At 66.7% G+C, this 18,270-nt stretch carries 13 protein-coding genes; 5 read left to right on the forward strand and 8 right to left on the reverse strand.

All coding sequences use genetic code 11. The features are described from left to right. Positions 1 to 55: 55 nt before the first annotated feature. The 4 genes from A9Z05_RS26755 to A9Z05_RS26770 all read left to right on the forward strand — a co-directional run bounded on the left by A9Z05_RS26755 (position 56) and on the right by A9Z05_RS26770 (position 4,266). A complete protein-coding gene (locus tag A9Z05_RS26755; protein WP_084044460.1) occupies positions 56 to 1,420 on the forward strand; it encodes an efflux RND transporter periplasmic adaptor subunit in 1,365 nt (454 codons plus the stop codon). Then, entirely contained in the window at positions 1,417 to 2,955 is a 1,539-nt protein-coding gene (locus tag A9Z05_RS26760; RefSeq protein ID WP_069620757.1) for a DHA2 family efflux MFS transporter permease subunit, read from the forward strand. Before A9Z05_RS26755 ends, A9Z05_RS26760 begins: the two co-directional genes overlap by 4 nt. Positions 2,956 to 3,014: 59 nt before the next feature. Next, positions 3,015 to 3,446, forward strand: coding sequence for a hypothetical protein (locus tag A9Z05_RS26765; RefSeq protein WP_069620849.1), 432 nt, complete (start codon positions 3,015 to 3,017; stop codon positions 3,444 to 3,446). 85 nt (positions 3,447 to 3,531) lie between these two features. Beyond that, positions 3,532 to 4,266 carry an autoinducer binding domain-containing protein gene (locus tag A9Z05_RS26770; protein ID WP_084044462.1) on the forward strand — a complete coding sequence of 245 codons (735 nt, stop codon included), beginning with the start codon at positions 3,532 to 3,534 and terminating at the stop codon, positions 4,264 to 4,266. Here the strand turns inward: A9Z05_RS26770 and A9Z05_RS26775 are convergent. From A9Z05_RS26775 to A9Z05_RS26800, 6 genes are read right to left on the reverse strand one after another with little or no spacing between them, the layout of a single operon-like run. Beyond that, positions 4,189 to 4,977, reverse strand: coding sequence for a glutamine amidotransferase (locus tag A9Z05_RS26775; RefSeq protein ID WP_069620759.1), 789 nt, complete (start codon positions 4,975 to 4,977; stop codon positions 4,189 to 4,191). The genes A9Z05_RS26770 and A9Z05_RS26775 overlap by 78 nt on opposite strands. A gap of 20 nt (positions 4,978 to 4,997) precedes the next feature. After that, the gene (locus A9Z05_RS26780) at positions 4,998 to 5,642 is read right to left on the reverse strand and encodes a glutathione S-transferase family protein (protein WP_069620760.1); all 645 of its coding nucleotides are present in this window, start codon (positions 5,640 to 5,642) and stop codon (positions 4,998 to 5,000) included. Then, positions 5,636 to 6,874: a cystathionine beta-lyase gene (metC, locus tag A9Z05_RS26785; RefSeq protein WP_069620761.1), complete on the reverse strand. Its 1,239-nt coding sequence runs from the start codon at positions 6,872 to 6,874 to the stop codon at positions 5,636 to 5,638. Before metC ends, A9Z05_RS26780 begins: the two co-directional genes overlap by 7 nt. Beyond that, the gene (locus tag A9Z05_RS26790) at positions 6,865 to 7,518 is read right to left on the reverse strand and encodes a pyridoxal 5'-phosphate synthase (protein WP_084044463.1); all 654 of its coding nucleotides are present in this window, start codon (positions 7,516 to 7,518) and stop codon (positions 6,865 to 6,867) included. The genes metC and A9Z05_RS26790 overlap by 10 nt, the downstream gene beginning before the upstream one ends. Before the next feature lie 8 nt (positions 7,519 to 7,526). Further along, positions 7,527 to 8,429, reverse strand: a complete 903-nt coding sequence (locus A9Z05_RS26795; protein WP_069620763.1) for a CoA ester lyase — start codon at positions 8,427 to 8,429, stop codon at positions 7,527 to 7,529. A 50-nt stretch (positions 8,430 to 8,479) separates the two neighbouring features. Then, positions 8,480 to 9,622, reverse strand: coding sequence for an acyl-CoA dehydrogenase family protein (locus tag A9Z05_RS26800; protein ID WP_069620764.1), 1,143 nt, complete (start codon positions 9,620 to 9,622; stop codon positions 8,480 to 8,482). Positions 9,623 to 9,865: 243 nt separating this feature from the next. Between A9Z05_RS26800 and A9Z05_RS26805 the strand changes: the two genes are divergently transcribed. Then, positions 9,866 to 10,879 (forward strand): hypothetical protein, encoded by a 1,014-nt coding sequence (locus A9Z05_RS26805; RefSeq protein WP_069620765.1) that lies wholly within the window; start codon positions 9,866 to 9,868, stop codon positions 10,877 to 10,879. A gap of 651 nt (positions 10,880 to 11,530) precedes the next feature. On the opposite strand, the gene A9Z05_RS26810 is transcribed toward A9Z05_RS26805, so the two are convergent. Then, positions 11,531 to 14,251: a TonB-dependent siderophore receptor gene (locus tag A9Z05_RS26810; protein WP_069620766.1), complete on the reverse strand. Its 2,721-nt coding sequence runs from the start codon at positions 14,249 to 14,251 to the stop codon at positions 11,531 to 11,533. 830 nt (positions 14,252 to 15,081) lie between these two features. Beyond that, positions 15,082 to 18,243, reverse strand: coding sequence for a multidrug efflux RND transporter permease subunit (locus A9Z05_RS26815; protein ID WP_069620767.1), 3,162 nt, complete (start codon positions 18,241 to 18,243; stop codon positions 15,082 to 15,084). Positions 18,244 to 18,270 lie beyond the last annotated feature (27 nt).

An 18,270-nucleotide genomic window follows, 5' to 3' on the forward strand; every position in this document is an offset into this window, starting at 1 on the left:
GCCGGACGACGTCGCGCTCGCCGCCACTCCCTCCCACCGTCCTTGACATCGAACCATGAGCAGCGACAACACCCTGCAGACTCCCGCGCGGCCCGCAGCCGCCGATCCGGCCCATGCCCGCCAGCCCCCGTCGGCCGACCACACCGGTGCGCCGCGCGCGCCGGGCGGGTCGGACGCCCGCACACAACCGGCGCCGGGCGGCGCCGCACCGGCCACACCGCCGCCCGCACGACGCAAGCACCTCGTGCGGGCGCTCGTCGCCGTGTTCGCGCTCGGCATCATCGGCTGGGGCATCTGGTACGGGATCGTCGGCCGCTGGTACGAATCCACCGACAACGCGTACGCGCAAGGCAACGTCGTCGAGCTGACACCGCAGGTGACGGGCACCGTCGTGTCGATCGATGCGGACGACGGCAATCTCGTTCGCGCCGGCACGCCGCTCGTCCGTCTCGACTCAAGCGACGCGCAGATCGCGCTCGTGGCCGCGCAAGCCGATCTCGCGGCCACGGTGCGCAAGGTGCGTGGCCTGTACAGCAACGAGCGCGGGCTCGCGAACAGCATCGATGGCGCACGCGCCGACCTCGACGCGCGGCGCACCGCGCTCGACAAGGCGAAGGCCGACTACCGGCGCCGCGAGGATCTCGGCCGCTCCGGCGCGATCTCGCGCGAGGAGCTCGCGCATGCGCTCGACACGCTGACGTCCGCGCAAAGCGCGTACGCCGCCGCGCAAAGCGCGCTCGCGACGTTGAGCGAACAGCACCAGACGAGCAAGGCGCTCGTCGACGACACCGCGGTCGCGTCGCATCCCGACGTCCAGGCCGCGGCGTCGCGGCTGCGCGCCGCTTATCTGGCCCGTGCGCGCACCGACATCGTCGCACCCGTCACCGGCTATGTCGCGAAGCGCACAGTGCAGGTCGGGCAGCGCGTGTCGCCGGGCGTGCCGCTGCTCGCGGTCGTGCCGCTGCGCCAGTTGTGGGTCGACGCGAACTTCACCGAAAAGCAGCTCGAGCACATGCGGATCGGCCAACCGGTCGAGCTGACCGCCGACCTGTACGGCGACGCCGTGCGTTATACGGGCCGCGTGCAGAGCCTCGGCGTCGGCACCGGCAGCGCGTTCTCGCTGCTGCCCGCGCAGAATGCGACCGGCAACTGGATCAAGATCGTGCAGCGATTGCCGGTGCGCATCGAACTGACGGACCCGTCGCAACTCGACGCGCATCCGCTGCGCATCGGCCTGTCGATGCATGCGCGCGTCGACCAGCACGACCGCAGCGGTGCGATGCTGTCGCATCGCGCGCAGGATGCGCCGGTGTTCCGGACCGACGTGTACCGCGACGAGCTCGCGCGCGCCGACAGCCTGATCGCCGACGTCGTGCATGCGAACCTGCCGGCGGCCGTGCGTGCGGAGCGTGTGCGATGAGCGGCCCGATGCCGGCCGCCGACGCCGGCTTTCGTCCGTCGAACGTCGCGCTGACGACGTTCGGCCTCGCGCTCGCGGTGTTCATGCAGGTGCTCGACGGCACCGTCGCGAACGTATCGCTGCCGACGATCGCCGGCAACTTCGGCGTCAGCACGACGCAGAGCGCATGGGTCGTCACGACGTTCTCGGTCAGCAATGCGATCGCGTTGCCGCTGACCGGGTTTCTCGTCAAGCGCATCGGGCAGGTCCGGCTGTTCGTGTGGGCGACGCTGGCGTTCACGTTCGCGTCGCTGCTGTGCGGCTTCGCGCAAAACCTGCCGCAACTCGTCGCGTTCCGCGCGCTGCAGGGTCTCGTGGCCGGGCCGATGATCCCGACCACGCAGGCGCTGATGCTGTCGATCTACCCGCCGCAGCGGCGCGGCTTCGCGCTGTCGATGATCGCGATGGTGACCGTCGTCGCGCCGATCGCGGGCCCCGTGTTCGGCGGGTGGGTGACGGAACATTACTCGTGGCGCTGGGCGTTCCTGATCAATCTGCCGATCGGCGTGTTCGCCGCGATGTGCGTGTTCGCGCAGATGCGCGCGCGCGTCGAGACGACGGTCGCCGCGCGTGTCGACTATGTCGGCCTCGCCGCGCTCGTCGTCGGCGTCGGCGCGCTGCAGATCGTGCTCGACAAGGGTAACGAAGCGGACTGGTTCAACTCGACGTTCATCGTCGTGATGTCGGTGGTCGCCGCGTTCGGGATCGCGCTGTTCCTGATCTGGGAGCTCAACGAGCCGAACCCGATCGTGAACCTGCGGCTGTTCGCGCATCGCAACTTCGCGGCCGGCACGCTGACGCTCGTGCTCGCATACTCGGCGTTCTTCGCGGTCAACGTGATCGTGCCGCAATGGCTGCAGCGCACGCTCGGCTATACGGCGTTCTGGGCCGGGCTGGCCGTCGCGCCGATGGGCGTGATCCCCGTGCTGATGACGCCGTTCATGGGCAAGTACGCGCCGCGCTTCAACATGCGCGTGCTCGTGTGCTGCGCGTTCGCGATCCTCGGCACGTCGTCGTTCCTGCGCGCGGGCTTCGTGCCCGACGTCGACTTCACGCACATCGCGCTGATCCAGCTGCTGCAGGGCCTCGGCCTCGCGCTGTTCATCATGCCGATCAACAGCATCCTGCTGTCCGACCTGAAGCCGGACGAGATCGCCGCGGGCTCCGGCCTGTCGACGTTCCTGCGCACGCTCGGCGCGAGCTTCGCCGTGTCGATCACGTCGTTCCTGTGGGACCGGCGCGCGATCCTGCATCACGCGCAGCTCAGTGAACACCTGAGCCAGTTCGATCCGGCCGTTCGCGCCGAACTCGCACAGCTCGGCGGCGGCGATCCGCAACGCGCGGCGACGCTGCTCGGCAACCTGGTCGACGCGCAGGCGTACCAGATTTCGTTCAACGACGTGTCGTTCGCGCTCGGCTGCGTGTATCTCGCCGTGATCGCGGTGGTGTGGCTCGCCCGTCCGCCGTTCGGCCCCGGCGCCGCCGCGAAACGATGAAGCGGGCGCCGCGCGGCCCGTTCCGACCCATGCTGTTCAATTCGATGGAGATTGACCCGATGCCTACCCACCACGCTGAAAACGCCACCTCCGCACTGGCGGCGTTCGCCGTGTTCGACGTCACGGAATTTCCGCTCGTCATCGTCCGCAACGATGCCATTGCATCCCGCGGCTACGCGCAGCGCTGGCTCGACGACATGCACGCGCTGATGCGGCACGGCGAGCCGTTTGTCATGATCTTTCCGCCGGCCCGGCCCGACGAGCAGCATGACGACCGCAAGGAACGCGGCATGTGGCTCAAGCAGAACCGCGCCGCGCTCGCCGCGGTTTGCCGCGCGCTCGTGTCGGTCGAACCGGACCCGAACGAGCGGGAAGCGGCCATCGCCAACGCGGCCGGCATCGAAAAGGCGTTCGGGATTCCGTTCGACGTGACCGCTTCGCTCGACGATGCGAAGCAGGCCGGCCGGCGACGCCTGATGGAGGCGGTCTAGCGCGGCCCGTTCGCGCGCAACGCCTCGAACCGGTTGCGCAAGTCCGCCTGATTGCAGATTCCAACAAATAAACGGGGTGGCTTGTATGAAAGGACTGGATTGTCTGAAATGGTTGGTACCCGGCGACACGGATGCGTCATGGCAGCGGATGACCGACGCGGCCGCCGGCATGGGATTCGACAAGGTCGTGCTGATCGTGTTGCCGTTTACCGGCGCATCGTTCGATCTCGCGCGCAAATGGAGCAGCGGCGTGCCGGGCTGGACGGCGCTGTACCGGCAGCGGCAATTCGACCGCATCGATCCGACGCTGCAACATTGCTTCCGCTCGGCGCTGCCGCTCGTCTGGGACGACACGCTGTTCGGGCTGGCCGGGCAACGGCCATGCTACGAAGCGGCGGCCGCATACGGCATGCGCAGCGGCGTCGTGCTGCCCGTGCGCGGCCCGAAGGGGGAGGTCGGCATGCTGTCGTGCGCGAGCGCGGACGATCTCGCCGCCACGCGCGAGCGCTGCGACCGGCATCTGGCGGCGCTCACGCTGTTGCGCGACATCGCCTGCGAAGCGATCGCGGGCACGCGCTGCCACGCACCGCCCGACAGCGTGCCGCGCCTCAGCCGGCGGGAGGTCGAATGCCTGCGCTGGCATGCGGCCGGCAAGACCTCCTGGGAAATCGGCCACATCCTGAACGTGACCGAGTCGTGCATCAACTTCCACTTCATGAACATCCGTCGCAAGTTCAACGTGTCACGTCGGCACGAAGCCGTGCTGCGCGCGGTGGAGTGGGGGCTGATCAGCATCTCCGACGTGACGGTGTCCACCTGACGCCGATGCCGGCGTCTCGTCGAGCCAGCGGTCGAGAAACGCGCTGAGCCACGCGGCCGTCGTGCGGTCGTGCCGGCGGCCTTCGCTGGCCTGCGTCGCCAGGTCCTGCGCGCCGGGCACCGTCAGCTTGTGCGCGGCCGCCGTGCTCCAGCGCCGCATCATCGGATAGCTCACTTCCGGATGGAACTGGACACCGTACGCGCGCGGCCCGTAACGGACGGCCTGGTTCTCGAAATGCTCGCCGGTCGCGAGGATCTCGAGCCCGGCCACGCGCTCGAAGCCCTCGCGATGCCACTGGTACACGTGCGACGGCCATGAACCGAGTCGCCGGCCGGCCGGCGTCGCGGCGATCGGCCAGTAGCCGATTTCCGCGCGTCCGTCGCGATGCACGTTCACGCGACCGCCCAGGTGGCGAATCATCATCTGCGCGCCGAGGCAGACGCCGAGGAACGGCGCCGCTTCGCGCAGCGGCACACCGATCCAGTCGATCTCGTCGCGGATCCAGCGATCGTCGTCGTTGGCGCTCATCGGCCCGCCGAACACCACGGCGCCCGCATGGTCGGCGAGCGTCGCCGGCAACGGATCGCCGAGCGGCGGGCGGCGGATGTCGAGCGGATGGCCGCGGGCGGCGAGCAGCCGGCCGATCCGGCCGGGGCTCGACTGTTCGCGATGCAGCACGATCAGGATCGGACGAAGGGCTAAGTGCGTCATGTCGGATGGTCGGTAGAAGGTCAGCCCGGCTGGCCGCGCAACGCGTCGAACGACACCATCACCTGTTCGCGATAGGCGGGCCGCCGGCACAGGCGGGCGTACCAGGCCTCGACGTGCGGCAACGGCGGCCGCTCGACGTCGAGCGAGAAATAGCGGAACAGCGTCGTGCCGGCCGGAATGTCGGCCAGGCCCGGCGACGCGCCACCGAGAAACGGCTGGGTCGACAGCAGCCGGTCGAGCAGCCGGTAATGCGTCGCGCTGCGCGCGGCCTTGTCGAGCACCATCGCTTCGTCGCGCCGCTCCGGCGGCGTTCGCACGAGTGCCCAGAACAACCCGGTCATCACGTCGGGTTCGAGCGTGGTCTGCGACCAGTCCATCCAGCGCTCCGCGCGCGAACGGGCGAACGTGTCGCGGCACCAGAACGGATTGTTCGGCACGCGCGCGGCGAGATAGCGCAGGATCGTGTGCGACTCCCACACGACGTCGCCGTCCCAGTCGATCACCGGAATCCGGCAGGTCGGATTCAGCGCGGCGAACGCGGGCGTCTGCAGCGAGCCGTGCTCGCCGCCGACCGCAATATGCCGGTAAGGCAGGCCGAGCTCGCCGATGAGCCACAACACCTTCTGCACGTTGAACGACGTGCGGCGGCCCCAGACGGTCAGCATCGCGCGGCATCCTCGCAGGCGGCGATCGACGCGCAAGCCGCGTAGCGGTCGAGGCCCGCCGCAAGATCGGCGATCAGGTCGTCCGCATCCTCGAGCCCGATGTGCAGGCGCACGCCGCGGCTGCCGGACGGCCAGCGCGCCGCGAGACCGTGCGCGTCCAGCTCGAACGGCAGCGCCAGGCTCTCGTAGCCGCCCCACGAATAGCCAAGCCCGAACAGCGTCAGATGATCGAGAAACGCGTCGATCGCCTGCGCGGGAGCCGGCTGCAGCACGACCGAGAACAGCCCCGACGCGCCGCGGAAATCACGGCGCCACAGCGCGTGGCCGTCATCCCCTGGCAACGCCGGATACAGCACGCGCTGCACCTCGGGACGCCGCGCGAGCCAGCTCGCGACCGCGAGCGCGTTGCGCTGGTGCTGCCGCAGCCGCACGCCGAGCGTGCGCAGCCCGCGCAGCGCGAGATAGACGTCGTCGGGGCCCGCGCACAGTCCGAGATCGCCATGCAGCTGCTTCAGCGCGGGCCACGCGCGCGCGTTGGCCGATACCGTGCCGAGCATCGCATCCGAGTGCCCGACCAGATACTTCGTGCCGGCCTGGATCGACACGTCGATCCCGAACGCATGCGGCTGAAAGAACAGCGGCGTGGCCCAGCTGTTGTCCGCGATGACCTGCGCGCCGTGCGCGTGCGCGAGCCGCACGAGGGCAGGGATGTCGTGCATGTCGAACGTGTAGGACCCGGGCACCTCGACGTACAGTGCGCGCGTGTTCGGACGAAACGCGGCCGCGACGGGCGTGCTGCCGTCGTACCACGTCGTCTCGACGCCGAGCCGCGCCAGCACGCCTTCGCATGCGTGACGCACCGGGCCGTAGACCGACGCGGTCATCAGCAGATGGTCGCCGGGCGTCAGGCACGACAGCAGCGCGAGCGTGCACGCGGACAGGCCCGACGGGCACAGCACCGCGCCGGCGCCGCCTTCGAGGCTCGTCACCGCACGCTCGAGCGCCTCCGTCGTCGGCGTACCGCGACGGCCGTAGATATACGGCTGCGTGCGGTTCAGCAGATCCGACACCGTCGGGCTGAGCACGGTCGACGCATGGTAGACGGGCGGATTGACGAAGCCGTGCCACGCGGCGCTGTCGCGGCCCGCGTGCGCGAGCCGCGTGTCGTCGTGCAGGCGGTCGTGCGCGCCGTCGCGCGGCAGCGACGGCGGTTCGTCACGCTTCACGGCCATAGCGCACACCGCTCCCAGCGCTCGCCGACGCGACGATAAGCCTGCCGCGCGAAACGGCGCGAACTGTCGGCCCGCCAGAACTCGACGTCGTCCGGCGCCAGCGTATACAGGTGCCAGTCGTCCGACACGAGCGCCGGATCCGCGGCCAGCCGTTCGAGCTGCGCGTCGATCGCACGCGTCAGATCGGCCGGATCGTCGAGCCGTTCGCTTTGCCGTCCGGCCAGGATGCTTGCGCGCGACCGCTCGGGGCGACTCGCGAAATCGGCATGGCCTTCGGCGTCCGGCAAGCGCTCGACCGGGCCGCTCAGCCGGATCTGGCTCGCGATCGCGGGCCAGTAGAACGTCAGCGCCGCGAATGGCCGGTTCGCGAGCTGGCGCCCCTTGGGACTGCGCGCGTTCGCCGCGAAATGCCAGCCGCGCGCGTCGAGGTTCAGCAGTACGACGGAACGTGCATCGGGCCGTCCGTCCGGGCGGACCGTCGACAGCGTCGTCACCTGCGGTTCGAGCGCGCCCGCGGTCACGGCCTCGTCGAGCCAGCGCTCGAACTGCGCGTGCGGCGTGGCGGCCCAGTTGTCGGCCGGCACGTGCGGCGCGGCATGCGCGAGGGTTTTCAGCGCCTTCAGGCGCGTGGCGATCGTATCCATGGCGACACTCATGCGATGCCGAATTGCGTCGCGCGGGCGATCAGCCGATGCGCGGCGAGATAGTCGGGGACTTCCGCGAGGAAGCCGTCGACGACGGCGGCGGCCACACGGCGACCGCCGGAGGTACGCCGCGCGTGATCGAATGCGTCGATCACGCGGCGGGCGAGGGCGACTTCATCGGCCGTCGGCGTCAGCACGCGATTGACGACCGGCACGAACTGTGCGTTGACGATCGCTTTCGCCTGGTAGCCGAAGCCGCGCGACACGTGCATGTCGCGTTCCGCGCCTTCGTTGTCGGCATAGCTGTACGGGCAGTCGATCGCGGTCACGCCGACCGCCGCGCATTCGACACGAAAGCGCGAGCGCACGTAGTCGAGCTCGCGGCCCGCACGGGTGCGCTCGGCGCCCATGTCGGCCACCATGTCCTCGGTCGCGACGAGCACGGCCGACACGCGCGGGCTCGAGCGCGCGATCGCCATCGTGTTCACGAGGCCGAGCGTCGTCTCGACGTTCGGCACCAGTTCGGTCGAGCCCGGCGCGATGTCGTATTCGCGCTCGAAGCGCGTGACGGCTTCGTCGAGCGCGACGACCTGCTCGGGCGTCGCGACGTACGACATCATCACGATGTCCGGACGGCCGCGCATCGCGGCGCGCAGGTCGTCGATGCCGCCTGCGTCGAGCGGATTCACGCGCACGGAGGCCAGCACGCCGGCGTCGCGCCAGCCCGTGAGCACCCGCTCGCTCAGTTCGCGCGCAGCCGGGCGCCGGTCGGGCGGGGTAAAGGTTTCGAGTTCCTGGATCAGCACATCCGCTCCGCTCGCGGTGCCGTCAACGAGCGCATCGTGATCGGCGCCGGCGAGAAAGAGCCAGGAGCGGCGCAGGCGGGAAGGGCGTCGGTTCGTCGGTGTCATGCGTGGTTTCCTGTAGGGCGCGGGGCTGCGCGTGGCGATGGCGCGGGCACTCAGCCGGCGCGCATCATCTGGTTGAAGATGTTCTTGCGATGCATTTCCTCGGTGCCGCCGACGCTCATGAAGCCCAGCGCGTCCGACGCGAACGCGGCCACGGGCCCGGCCTGATAGCCGAGACTGCCGTACAGCCGCACGAGACCGATCGCGCCGTCGACGAGATCCTGTGCGCCGACCAGCTTCGCGACCGAGCACGTCATCAACGCCTGCGGGTGATCCGTCAGCAATTGCGCGAGCGCGCCGCGGGCGAGCCACGTACCGCGCTCGATGCCGATCTGCAGGTCGACGAGACGGCGCTGCACGTACTGGTGAGCATCGATCGTGCTGTCGAAGCTGCGTCGCTCGCGGCAATAGCCGATCGCATCGCGCAGATAGGGCGCCGTCACCTGGGCCGCGACGAGGCCGTAATAGAGACGGCCGAGCGAGATGATGTCGATCAGGTTGCCGAGCCCGGCGCCCGGTTCGCCGAGCAACTGGCCGCGCGTGATCGGACAGTCGTCGAAATGCAGCGCCCCGGTGGGCAGGTCGTTGAGGCCCAGCTTGCGGTCGGGCGGGGCCACCGTCATGCCTGGCTGGTCGCGATCGACGATCACGAGCGCGGTGTTGCGCCGGCCCGGCGTTTCGATGCGCGTGACGACGAGGATGAAGCGCGCGAGCGGCGCATGCGCGATATTGAATTTGCTGCCGGTCAGCCGGTAGCCGTCGCCGTGCTCGGCGAGCGTCGTCGCGATGCTGCGCACGTCGGTGCCGGTGCCCGGCTCGGCAATCGCGGTCGCGCTCAGTTCGCCACGCAGGATCGAGCCGAAATAGCGGTCCTGCTGCGCCGCCGTGCCATGGCGCTCGAGTGCGCGCACCATGCCGGCCTGCGCGATCACCGACAGCAGCAGCGCCGGGCGGCGGATCGACGACGCAAGCCCTTCGAGCGCCGCGGAAAAATGCCACCAGCCGTGACCGTCGCCGCCATACGTCTCGGGCACGATCATGTCCCACAGTCCTTCGTGCCCGAGCCGCGTCCAGCCGGTTTCGTCGAATTCGGCGGGCGTGCGGCCGTCCTGCTCCACGGCGATGGCGATCTCCGCGCCGATATCGCGAAACCGCGCACGCGTCGCGTGCTGTTCCTGTGTCCAGTCGAATGGCATCTGTTCGTGTCTCCGGTCGAAGCGGCGCGGCCTTCGACGGCGCGCCAGCGATGACGACAAGGTTACGGGGGCAGGGACAGTGCAGGTACTGGCAGTAGTGGTAGTTGCAGGGTAAATGAGCGGTTTGGCGGGATCGGGAGGGTAGGTCGGCATGCGATACACGTCAGCCGACTGACCGGACGCCGCCTATAATCGCTATCAGCTTGTCCACGAAATCGTGGTGACCGGGGTGAGGGTGTCCAGATGGAAAAGTGCCGTCGCATCTGTTCGCGCTTCATCCTTGCAAGCTCGATCGCTGGTCTGACAATACTGGCGTGCCCGGCACACGCGCACGCCGAGGACGGTCCTTCAAGCTCGCCGATCGGGCCCAAACCATCGGAGCGAGCGCTCAACGTCTATGCGGTGTATGGCGACGGACGCGCGACCGAGGGCGGCGACATGCATTGGCGTGCTTACGAAGTCGGCTTCGGTGACGTCTTGAACGATTACCTGTCGGTCTACCTCGCGTACATGAACGAGGGGCATCCGCTGGATCACCACCGTGACGGTTTCGCCGCCCTGGGTTCGTTTCGTTGGCCGGTCGGCAGTCGTCTGGCGCTCGAATTTTCGGCGGGCCCGTATTTCAGCATGGACACGACACATGTCGACGACCAGCCACGCAATGAAAAGCGCTGGGGCGTGCGTGCGTCGGCAGCGGTGCGGTATTACGTCGTTCCCAACCGCTTCTTCCTCAAGCTGCAGTACAACCACGTCCAGATGATCGGCGGATTCAACTCCGACGCGGTGCTCTTCGGTATCGGCTCGGATTTCGGCGGCGATCCTCGCCCGGCGTTTTCGGACGGCAAGACGCAGGTCGGCGTTTGGGCCGGGACGTCGCAGACGAACCGTCCGCAAGTGCCGATCGAAAAGGGATACATGGTCGAAGTCAAGCGGCCGCTCGGCAATGCGTGGGCGTATTCGGCGAGCTTCATCTATGAAGGCAACAATGGTGTTGCCGGCCGACGAGGCGTGGCCGCGCAATTCTGGTACGTCGCGCCGATCAAGAACAAATGGACGCTTTCGGCAGGCGTCGGTCCGTATCTCTCGCGGGATCGGAACGATGTTTCGGGCACGACACGGCTCAATGCGTTGCTCAGCGCGCAAGTGGCCTATCAGATCACGAACGACTGGGCGGCAAGCTTGCGCTTCAATCGTGTCGCAACCGGCAACGACAAGGACCAGGACATGTTCATGGTCGGCGTGGCGCGCAATTTCTAGTTCCATACTACAAACGATGTCATACCCGGATTCAGATGTCGTAGCGCCAGCTAAATTCAGATGTCGCATGTTTCATCGGCCTTTCCATCCTTTAACTTTAACGTTGAAGCGCCAAGCCCGAAGCAGCAGGGCGCTTACGTTCGCCCGCGGGCCTTCGCAGACCGCCGCTCAGTTTCTGCTTTTGACGCAACTTCCAGATTCAAACCCATATCCACCACGGCCTGGATCACCTTGAGTCGATCAAGCTCTCGCATCGTCAGTGTCACCAATCCGGCTGGCTGCATGGTCGGCTCCCGCGCTTGCTCAACGAGCCGTCCAGCATGCCAGCAGTCAAAAACACGACATCTGTAAATAGCCAGAACACGACATTAGGATATGGCTGCCACAAAATTTGACATTGATAATTGCGATTATGTCAAATTGAAAGCATGAAGAAGATACTCCGGCCACCGTCGTTCGTGCTGCAACCCGGTATTCCCTGGGAAATGCTTCCGCAGAACGCCGACAAGGTGCGCCACAAGAGCGGATCGAACGTGTGTATCTCACCACCGTACTTCTGCTCGATGTAGCCGATCTGATCCCCGCTCATCCTTCGTCGTCCCGGCGCGCGCCGCGCGCCGGGACCGTTGCCGCCTGACGGCTTCCTCGCCGTCAGAACCGGTACGTCGCCCCGATCTGGAAGAATCGGCCGAGGTCCGTGTAGAGCGACTGGTCATAGCCCGTAATGTCGGGCACGGCTTGCCACTCGACGTCGAACGGCGGCTTCTTGTCGAAAAGGTTCGTGATGCCGCCGTAAATCGTCCAATGCTTGAAGCCGCGGTAGTTGAACATCAGGTTGAACTGGCTGTACGACGCCACCGAGCCCGTGCCGCCGTCGCCGAATTCCGCGGCCACGGCGTTCGTATAGGGTCCCGTGTATTGCCAGGTCAGCGTGGTGGTCAGTTGCCGGTAGTCCCAGCTCAGGCTCGTATTGCCCTTCCAGCGCGGGTTGCTCGCGCCGAACGGCTGCAGCAGCGCAAGGTTGTTGCCGGCGAAGTCCTGCGGTGCGGTTCCGGGGCTGTGCAGCTTGAAGTGCCACACATAAGCCCAGTCCCCTGCGAGCGTGAACGTGCCGTACTTGGTGCGTAGCGCCTTGCGGAAGTTGAGATCGAAACCATCGGTGTCGAGCGCGCCGAGGTTCACGAAGTGCTGCACAAGGTAACGCACCGACCCGTCGGCGTTGCGTACGACGCGGGAGGGATCGTTGGCGACGAGCACCGCGTTCGGATCGTCGGTGCCGATGACTCCGTCGATGCGGACCTTGTAGAACGCCGCGCCGATATCGGTCATCGCGTCGGGCGAAAGCTGGAAGCCGATGTTGTAGTTCTTCGTGTGCTCGGGCTGAAGATTCGGATTGCCCGCGACTTGCTCCGTCGTGAAGTGCTTGGTCGGCACACCGCTCGGATCGTTCGGATCGACGAGGTTCTGGTGAGAGAGATAGACGGCCTGCGAGTTTTCGACGAGGGTCGGCGCGCGGAAGCCGCGACTATACGATGCATACGTCGTCAGCATTTGCACGGGCTGGAAACGCAGCGCAAAGCTCGGCGAAAACGCCCCGCCGAAGTCGCTGTAGTGATCGTAGCGGCCCGCCTGCGTGAACGTCAGGTTGTGCAGGATCGGAATGTCGACCTGGTAGAACGCGGCGGCGACGTTGCGCGAGCCCTCCACCGTCTGCACGTTCGCGGGCGCGGATACGCCTTGCGACGCGAGCGTCTGCGGGTTGATCGTCGACGATTCGTGGCGGAACTCGGTGCCCAGGCCCAGACCGACCGCGCCCCCGGGCAGCGTGAAGAGATTCGCCGTCGAGGCCTTGGCCGTCACGCTGTCGACCTTCGAGATGGCCTGCTGATCGTCGTCCGTGAAAACGCCCTTCAGGCCATTTGGCGTGGAGGCCGGGTTCGAGAAGTTGTAGCTGCCGCTGGCGAGCATGTTCTCGAGGCCCGCGACGTTGATCCGGTTGCGATACGTCGTATCGACGGTGCTCTGCGAGTGGCCGTAATCGGCCGACCAGTCCCACGCGCCGAACCTGCCCGCGTCGAACGCCCCCTTGACGCCCGTGTTCGCCATCCAGAACGTCGATACCGTGTCCGCCCCCACGACGTTGCCCGGGAAGGTCAGGTTGATCGCCGTCGGCACGCCGAACGGGTTATAGGGGTTGCTCACCGGTACGGTGCGCGGCAGCGGCGAAACGGACCCGGTCGAAGGGTTGTAGATGTTCGTCGTGCTCGAGATCGAGGCCGGTCCCTGCAACTGGACCGTTTCATCGCGGCTCACCCAGAAGCCCGCATAGGCCTGCGTGTTGTCGTCGATCTTGAAGGTCGCGCGCACCTTCGCGTTCAGGCGCGTCGTGGAGGGAACGAGCGATGTCGAGGCGGCCGGGTTGTACGTGCAATTGGTCGCGCTCGTCTTGCTGCCCGGCGGGCACGGCGAAAGCGGCACCTTCGAGCCGTCCGCCAGCGACCAGTACGACTGCTGGTTCGGCCCGAGCGGCGCGGCCAGCCCGCCGGGATATTGCGTGAAGTCTTGCGCCGACGTCATGTCGCGATCGCCGAGCGTCGAGCCCGAATCGCGGTAATAGCTGGCGGCCGCGGTGACGTTGAAGCGATCCGAATTCAGATCGCCGAAGCCGGCCAGTACGCTGAAGTTGCCTTGCCCGTCGCCCGGATGCTGCGCCTTGCCGAGTTGGCCGTCGATCTGCAGGCCCTGAAAGTTCTTCTTCGTAATGATGTTGACGACGCCCGCGATCGCGTCCGACCCGTAGACGGACACCGCGCCGGTCTTGACGATCTCGACGCGCTCCACCATGTTCAGCGGGATCGCGTTGACATCGAAGAACGTGTCGGTGAAGTTCACCGACTGCGCATAGTTCGCGACACGCTGGCCATCAACGAGCACGAGCGTGTATTTCTCGCTGAGCCCGCGCAACGCCATGCCGGCGCCACCGGGGGCCGAGCTGTTCATCGTCGTCTGGCCCCAGCTGCTTGCGGAATTGGCCGAGGTCGAACGCAGGAAATCGGCGACCGTCGTGTATCCGCTTTGCTGGATTTCCTTCGCGGTGATGACCTGCACTTCGGTGTGGCCGACCTTGTCGGACGTGCGGATCAGCGAGCCCGTCACTTCGAACTTGTCGAGCTTTTTCACGGTCTGCCCGCCCGCGGCGGTGCCCGATGCCGGCGCGGGCGCGGTGGCGGCAGTGCTGCCGGTTTGCTCGGCGGCGACGCTCCCGTCGACTGGCGTTGTCTGCGCGTAAGCGGAGGTACCCAAAGCCGCCGTCAACGCGACTTCAGCCCATGCGATGCTTCGTATTGCCGATCCCAAAGCCGTTGGTTTCATAACACCCCTTTGTCGTCGCAAGGCCTGACCTTTTTGTATGCACGGAGATTCGCCGGCCTTTAAATAGCGTTGCCCCGCGTTGCTGATCCGTCATCTGGTGCTCACAACCATTCCATTCGCTTGCTTATTTCTTTCAAATTTATTTATTCTTTTTCCAAGGAAATTAAGCTTAAGTACAAGAAATCAGTACCTCTAATTACATGGATCGATCCATCCATGCATCGGACGGTTGCATGCCAGCCGCACTACAAGCTGCACCTGGCACATTGTCGCCATCGGCTTCATCAACTACGGCGCATGCGCTGCGCGGGAAGGCAGTCGCCCGTTGAAGGGTTGCTTTACGTCTTCACTTTAAAAGTCTTAATGCACGGAATCTTCGTTACCGTTCACTACCAAAGTTTTACGTTGGACGCGAACATAGCAGGACAGAATAGACGCGTCAAAAAATATTTGATGCCACATAACTTTGTTTAGGTGCATTAAATGCACTGGGTTGGTGCCGAATGGAAATCGATATGGTTCATCAACCGCTACCCTAGCCTTTCTTGCTTGTTCTTCTGCTTTTTTCAACCGATCGCGAATGCGCCGCAATGGAGCACACGGCAGGCGCTCGCCGGTCCGAACTGTTTTGTTTAGCCGAGACGGACACCCGTCAAGAACGGGATTCCCCGGTCGTGCCCGTGTGGTGTTCCCCGAATAGCCGATAGGATTCCTGATAGAACCGCCCTTCGAGCACGTGCGTGGCGTCGCGCACCGCCGAATTGACGGCTTTCGTGTGTTATTCACACATCGTCGTCCCTTGATCCCTCCGCAACACCCCGTCTCGACCATCAATCGACCTCCAGATTCCCAGCCGCTTCCACGCGCTTCGTCACCGCCGCACGTCGCCCGCGCCGACCTAGGGACACGACTACCCGAAACGCCACCGGCGCGAACACGAGCCCGAACATCGTCGCCGCCAGCACGCCCCCGAACGCGCCGGTCCCGATCGAACGCCGGCTTTCCGCGCCCGCGCCGGTCGCCAGCACCAACGGCACGACGCCGAGCAGAAACGCCATCGACGTCATCACGATCGGCCGAAACCGCGCGGCCGCCGCCTCCACCACCGCCGGCCGCAGCGGCACACCGCGCGCGACGAGTTCGCGCGCGAACTGCACAATCAGAATCGCATTCTTCGCCGACAATCCGATCACCGTAATCATCCCGACCTTGAAGTACACGTCGTTCGGCATCCCGCGCGCGAGCGCCGCCGCCAACGCGCCCACGATGCCGAGCGGCACGATCGTCAGCACCGACAGCGGAATCGTCCAGCTTTCATACAGCGCGGCCAGCGCCATGAATACCGCGAGCACCGACAACCCCACCAGCAGCGGCGTCTGCCGCTCGGCGATCCGCTCCTCGCGCGCCGCGTCGACCCAGTCGTAACCGATCCCGGCCGGCAGCATGGCGGCCAGCCGCTCCATCTCCGCCATTGCCGCGCCCGAACTGGTGTGGGCCGCCGCCCGCCCGCTGACGTCGAGCGACGGGTAGCCGTCGTAGCGATTCAGCATCACGGGCCCGACCGTCCAGTGCGGCGCGGCAATGGCCGACAGCGGCACCATGTCCCCCGTCCGGTTTGGCACCGTCAGCGCCATCAACTGCGCGTCGGTCGCGCGCGCGGCCGGATCGGCCTCGATGATCACGCGGCGCATCCGGCCCGACGCCGGAAAATCGTTGATGTAGTTCGAGCCGAACGTGCCACCGAGCAGCCCAGCGATGCGCTCGAACGGCACGCCAAGCGCATATGCCTTCGCGCGATCGACGTCGAGTTCGATGCGCGGCGCATCCGGCAGGTCCTCGACATGCACGGAAGCGAGCGCCGGGTCCGTCTTCGCACGCGCGGCCAGTTGCTCGCGAGCGGCTTTCAGCGCGTCGAGCCCGACCCCGCCACGATCCTCGAGACGGAACGTGAAGCCGTCCGCGTGACCGATGCCGGGCACCGACGGCGGCAGCGTCGCTTGTACGTCGCCGTCGAGAATCGCGTCGAAACGCCGGTTGAGGCGATCGCGCAACGTCATCGCATCGGCGTCGCGCTGCGCCCAGTCCTTCAGCTCGACGAACGCCATCCCGACGTTCTGCCCGCTGCCCGCGAAGCTCCAGCCGATCACGCTCGTCACGTTCGCGACGGCCGGCTCCGCTCGCAGGATCGCCTCGACGCGCTGGACGACCGCGACCGTGCGCGCCTGCGTGGCGCCAGCCGGCAACTGGATCATCACCTGCAGTTGTCCCTGGTCCTCGGTCGGCAGAAAACCGCCCGGCATCATCCAGGACAGCAGCCCGCAAGCGGCCACGAGCGCGACGTAGATGCCCGCGACCGCGCCCGTGCGGCGTACCGCCGACACGGTCATGCGCCGATAACCGGCCTCCGCGCGCGCGAACGCGACGCCGAAGCGGTCGGCCACGCGCGCGCCGATGCCGCGTCGCGGCACGCGGCCACCCCCGCCTTCGCGACGGCCGACCGGTTTCAGCAGATTCGCGCACAGCGCCGGCGTGAGCGACAGCGCCATGAACGACGACACGAGCATCGACGCGATCATCGACACCGCGAACTGCCGGTAGATGCCGCCGACGCTGCCCGGGAAGAACGCCATCGGCACGAACACGGCGGTCAGCACCGCCGTCACGCCGACGATCGCCCCGCCGATCCGCTTCATCGCGCGGCGCGTCGCATCGCGCGGCGACACGCCCTCCTCCATTACGCGATGCACGCTCTCGACCACGACGATCGCATCGTCGACGAGGATGCCGATCGCCAGCACGAGGCCGAACATCGTGAACACGTTGATCGACAGCCCGAACGCCCACATCGCGACGAACGCGCCCATCAGCGTGACGGGAATCACCACGGTCGGCACGAGCGTGTAGCGCAGCTCGCGCAGGAACAGCCACATCACGCAGAACACCAGCACGACGGCTTCGGCGAGTGTCAGCACGACTTCCCGGATGGCGATCGTAACGAAATGCGCGCCGTCGAACGGAATCTCGATCGCGACGCCCGGCGGCAGCGTCTTCGACAGCTCGGCAAGCCGCGCGCGAATCGCGTTCGACGTCTCGAGCGCGTTGCCGCGCGGGCCGAGCTGGATGCCGACGGTGGCCGCGGGACGGCCGTTCAGCCGGGAATAGAACGAATAGTCGTCGCGGCCGATTTCGACGCGGGCGACGTCGGCGACGCGCACCACCGAACCGTCCTGCTTCGACTTCAGCACGATCCGGCCGAACTCCTCCGGCGACGTCAACTGCCCCTTGACGACGATCGTCGCGGTGAGCTGCTGGCCGTGCACGAACGGCGCATCGCCGATCGCGCCGGCCGTCACCGTCGCGTTCTGCACGCCGATCGCCGCGATCACGTCGTCGGCGCCCAGGTCGTATTCGCGCAACTTGTTCGGATCGAGCCAGACCCGCAGCGCCTCGTCGGCGTCCCATAGCTGGGCCGCACCGACTCCCGGCGCACGTTTCAGTTCGCGCAGCACGTAACGGTTCAGATAGTCGCCGAGTTGCGCGGAATCGCGCGTGCCGTCGGTCGACGTCAGCGTGACGAGCATCAGGAACGTGTTGGCGGCCTTGAACACACCGATGCCCTGCTGCACGACCTGCTGCGGCAGCCGCGGCTCGACCTGCTTCAGCCGGTTGTTGACGTCGACGAGCGCGATGTCCGGATTGGTGCCGGGCGCGAACGTCACGTCGATCTCGAGATTGCCGTGACCGTCGCTGCTCGTCTCGTAGTACTGCAGCCCGTCGGCGCCGTCGAGGCTTTCCTCGATGATGCTGCCGACGTTGCCGTCGACCGTCTCGGTCGACGCGCCCGGATAGGTCGCGGTGATCACGACGCGCGGCGGCGCAAGGCGCGGATACTGCGCGATCGGCAATTGCGGAATGGCAAGCACACCCGCGACGACGATCGCGAGCGCGACGATCCACGCAAACACCGGGCGGTCGATGAAGAACGACGGCATCGAGATGCGTCAGCGAACGGCACGGGC

The sequence above is a fragment of the Burkholderia sp. A2 genome (genome assembly GCF_001729305.1).
GTDB lineage: Bacteria > Pseudomonadota > Gammaproteobacteria > Burkholderiales > Burkholderiaceae > Burkholderia > Burkholderia sola.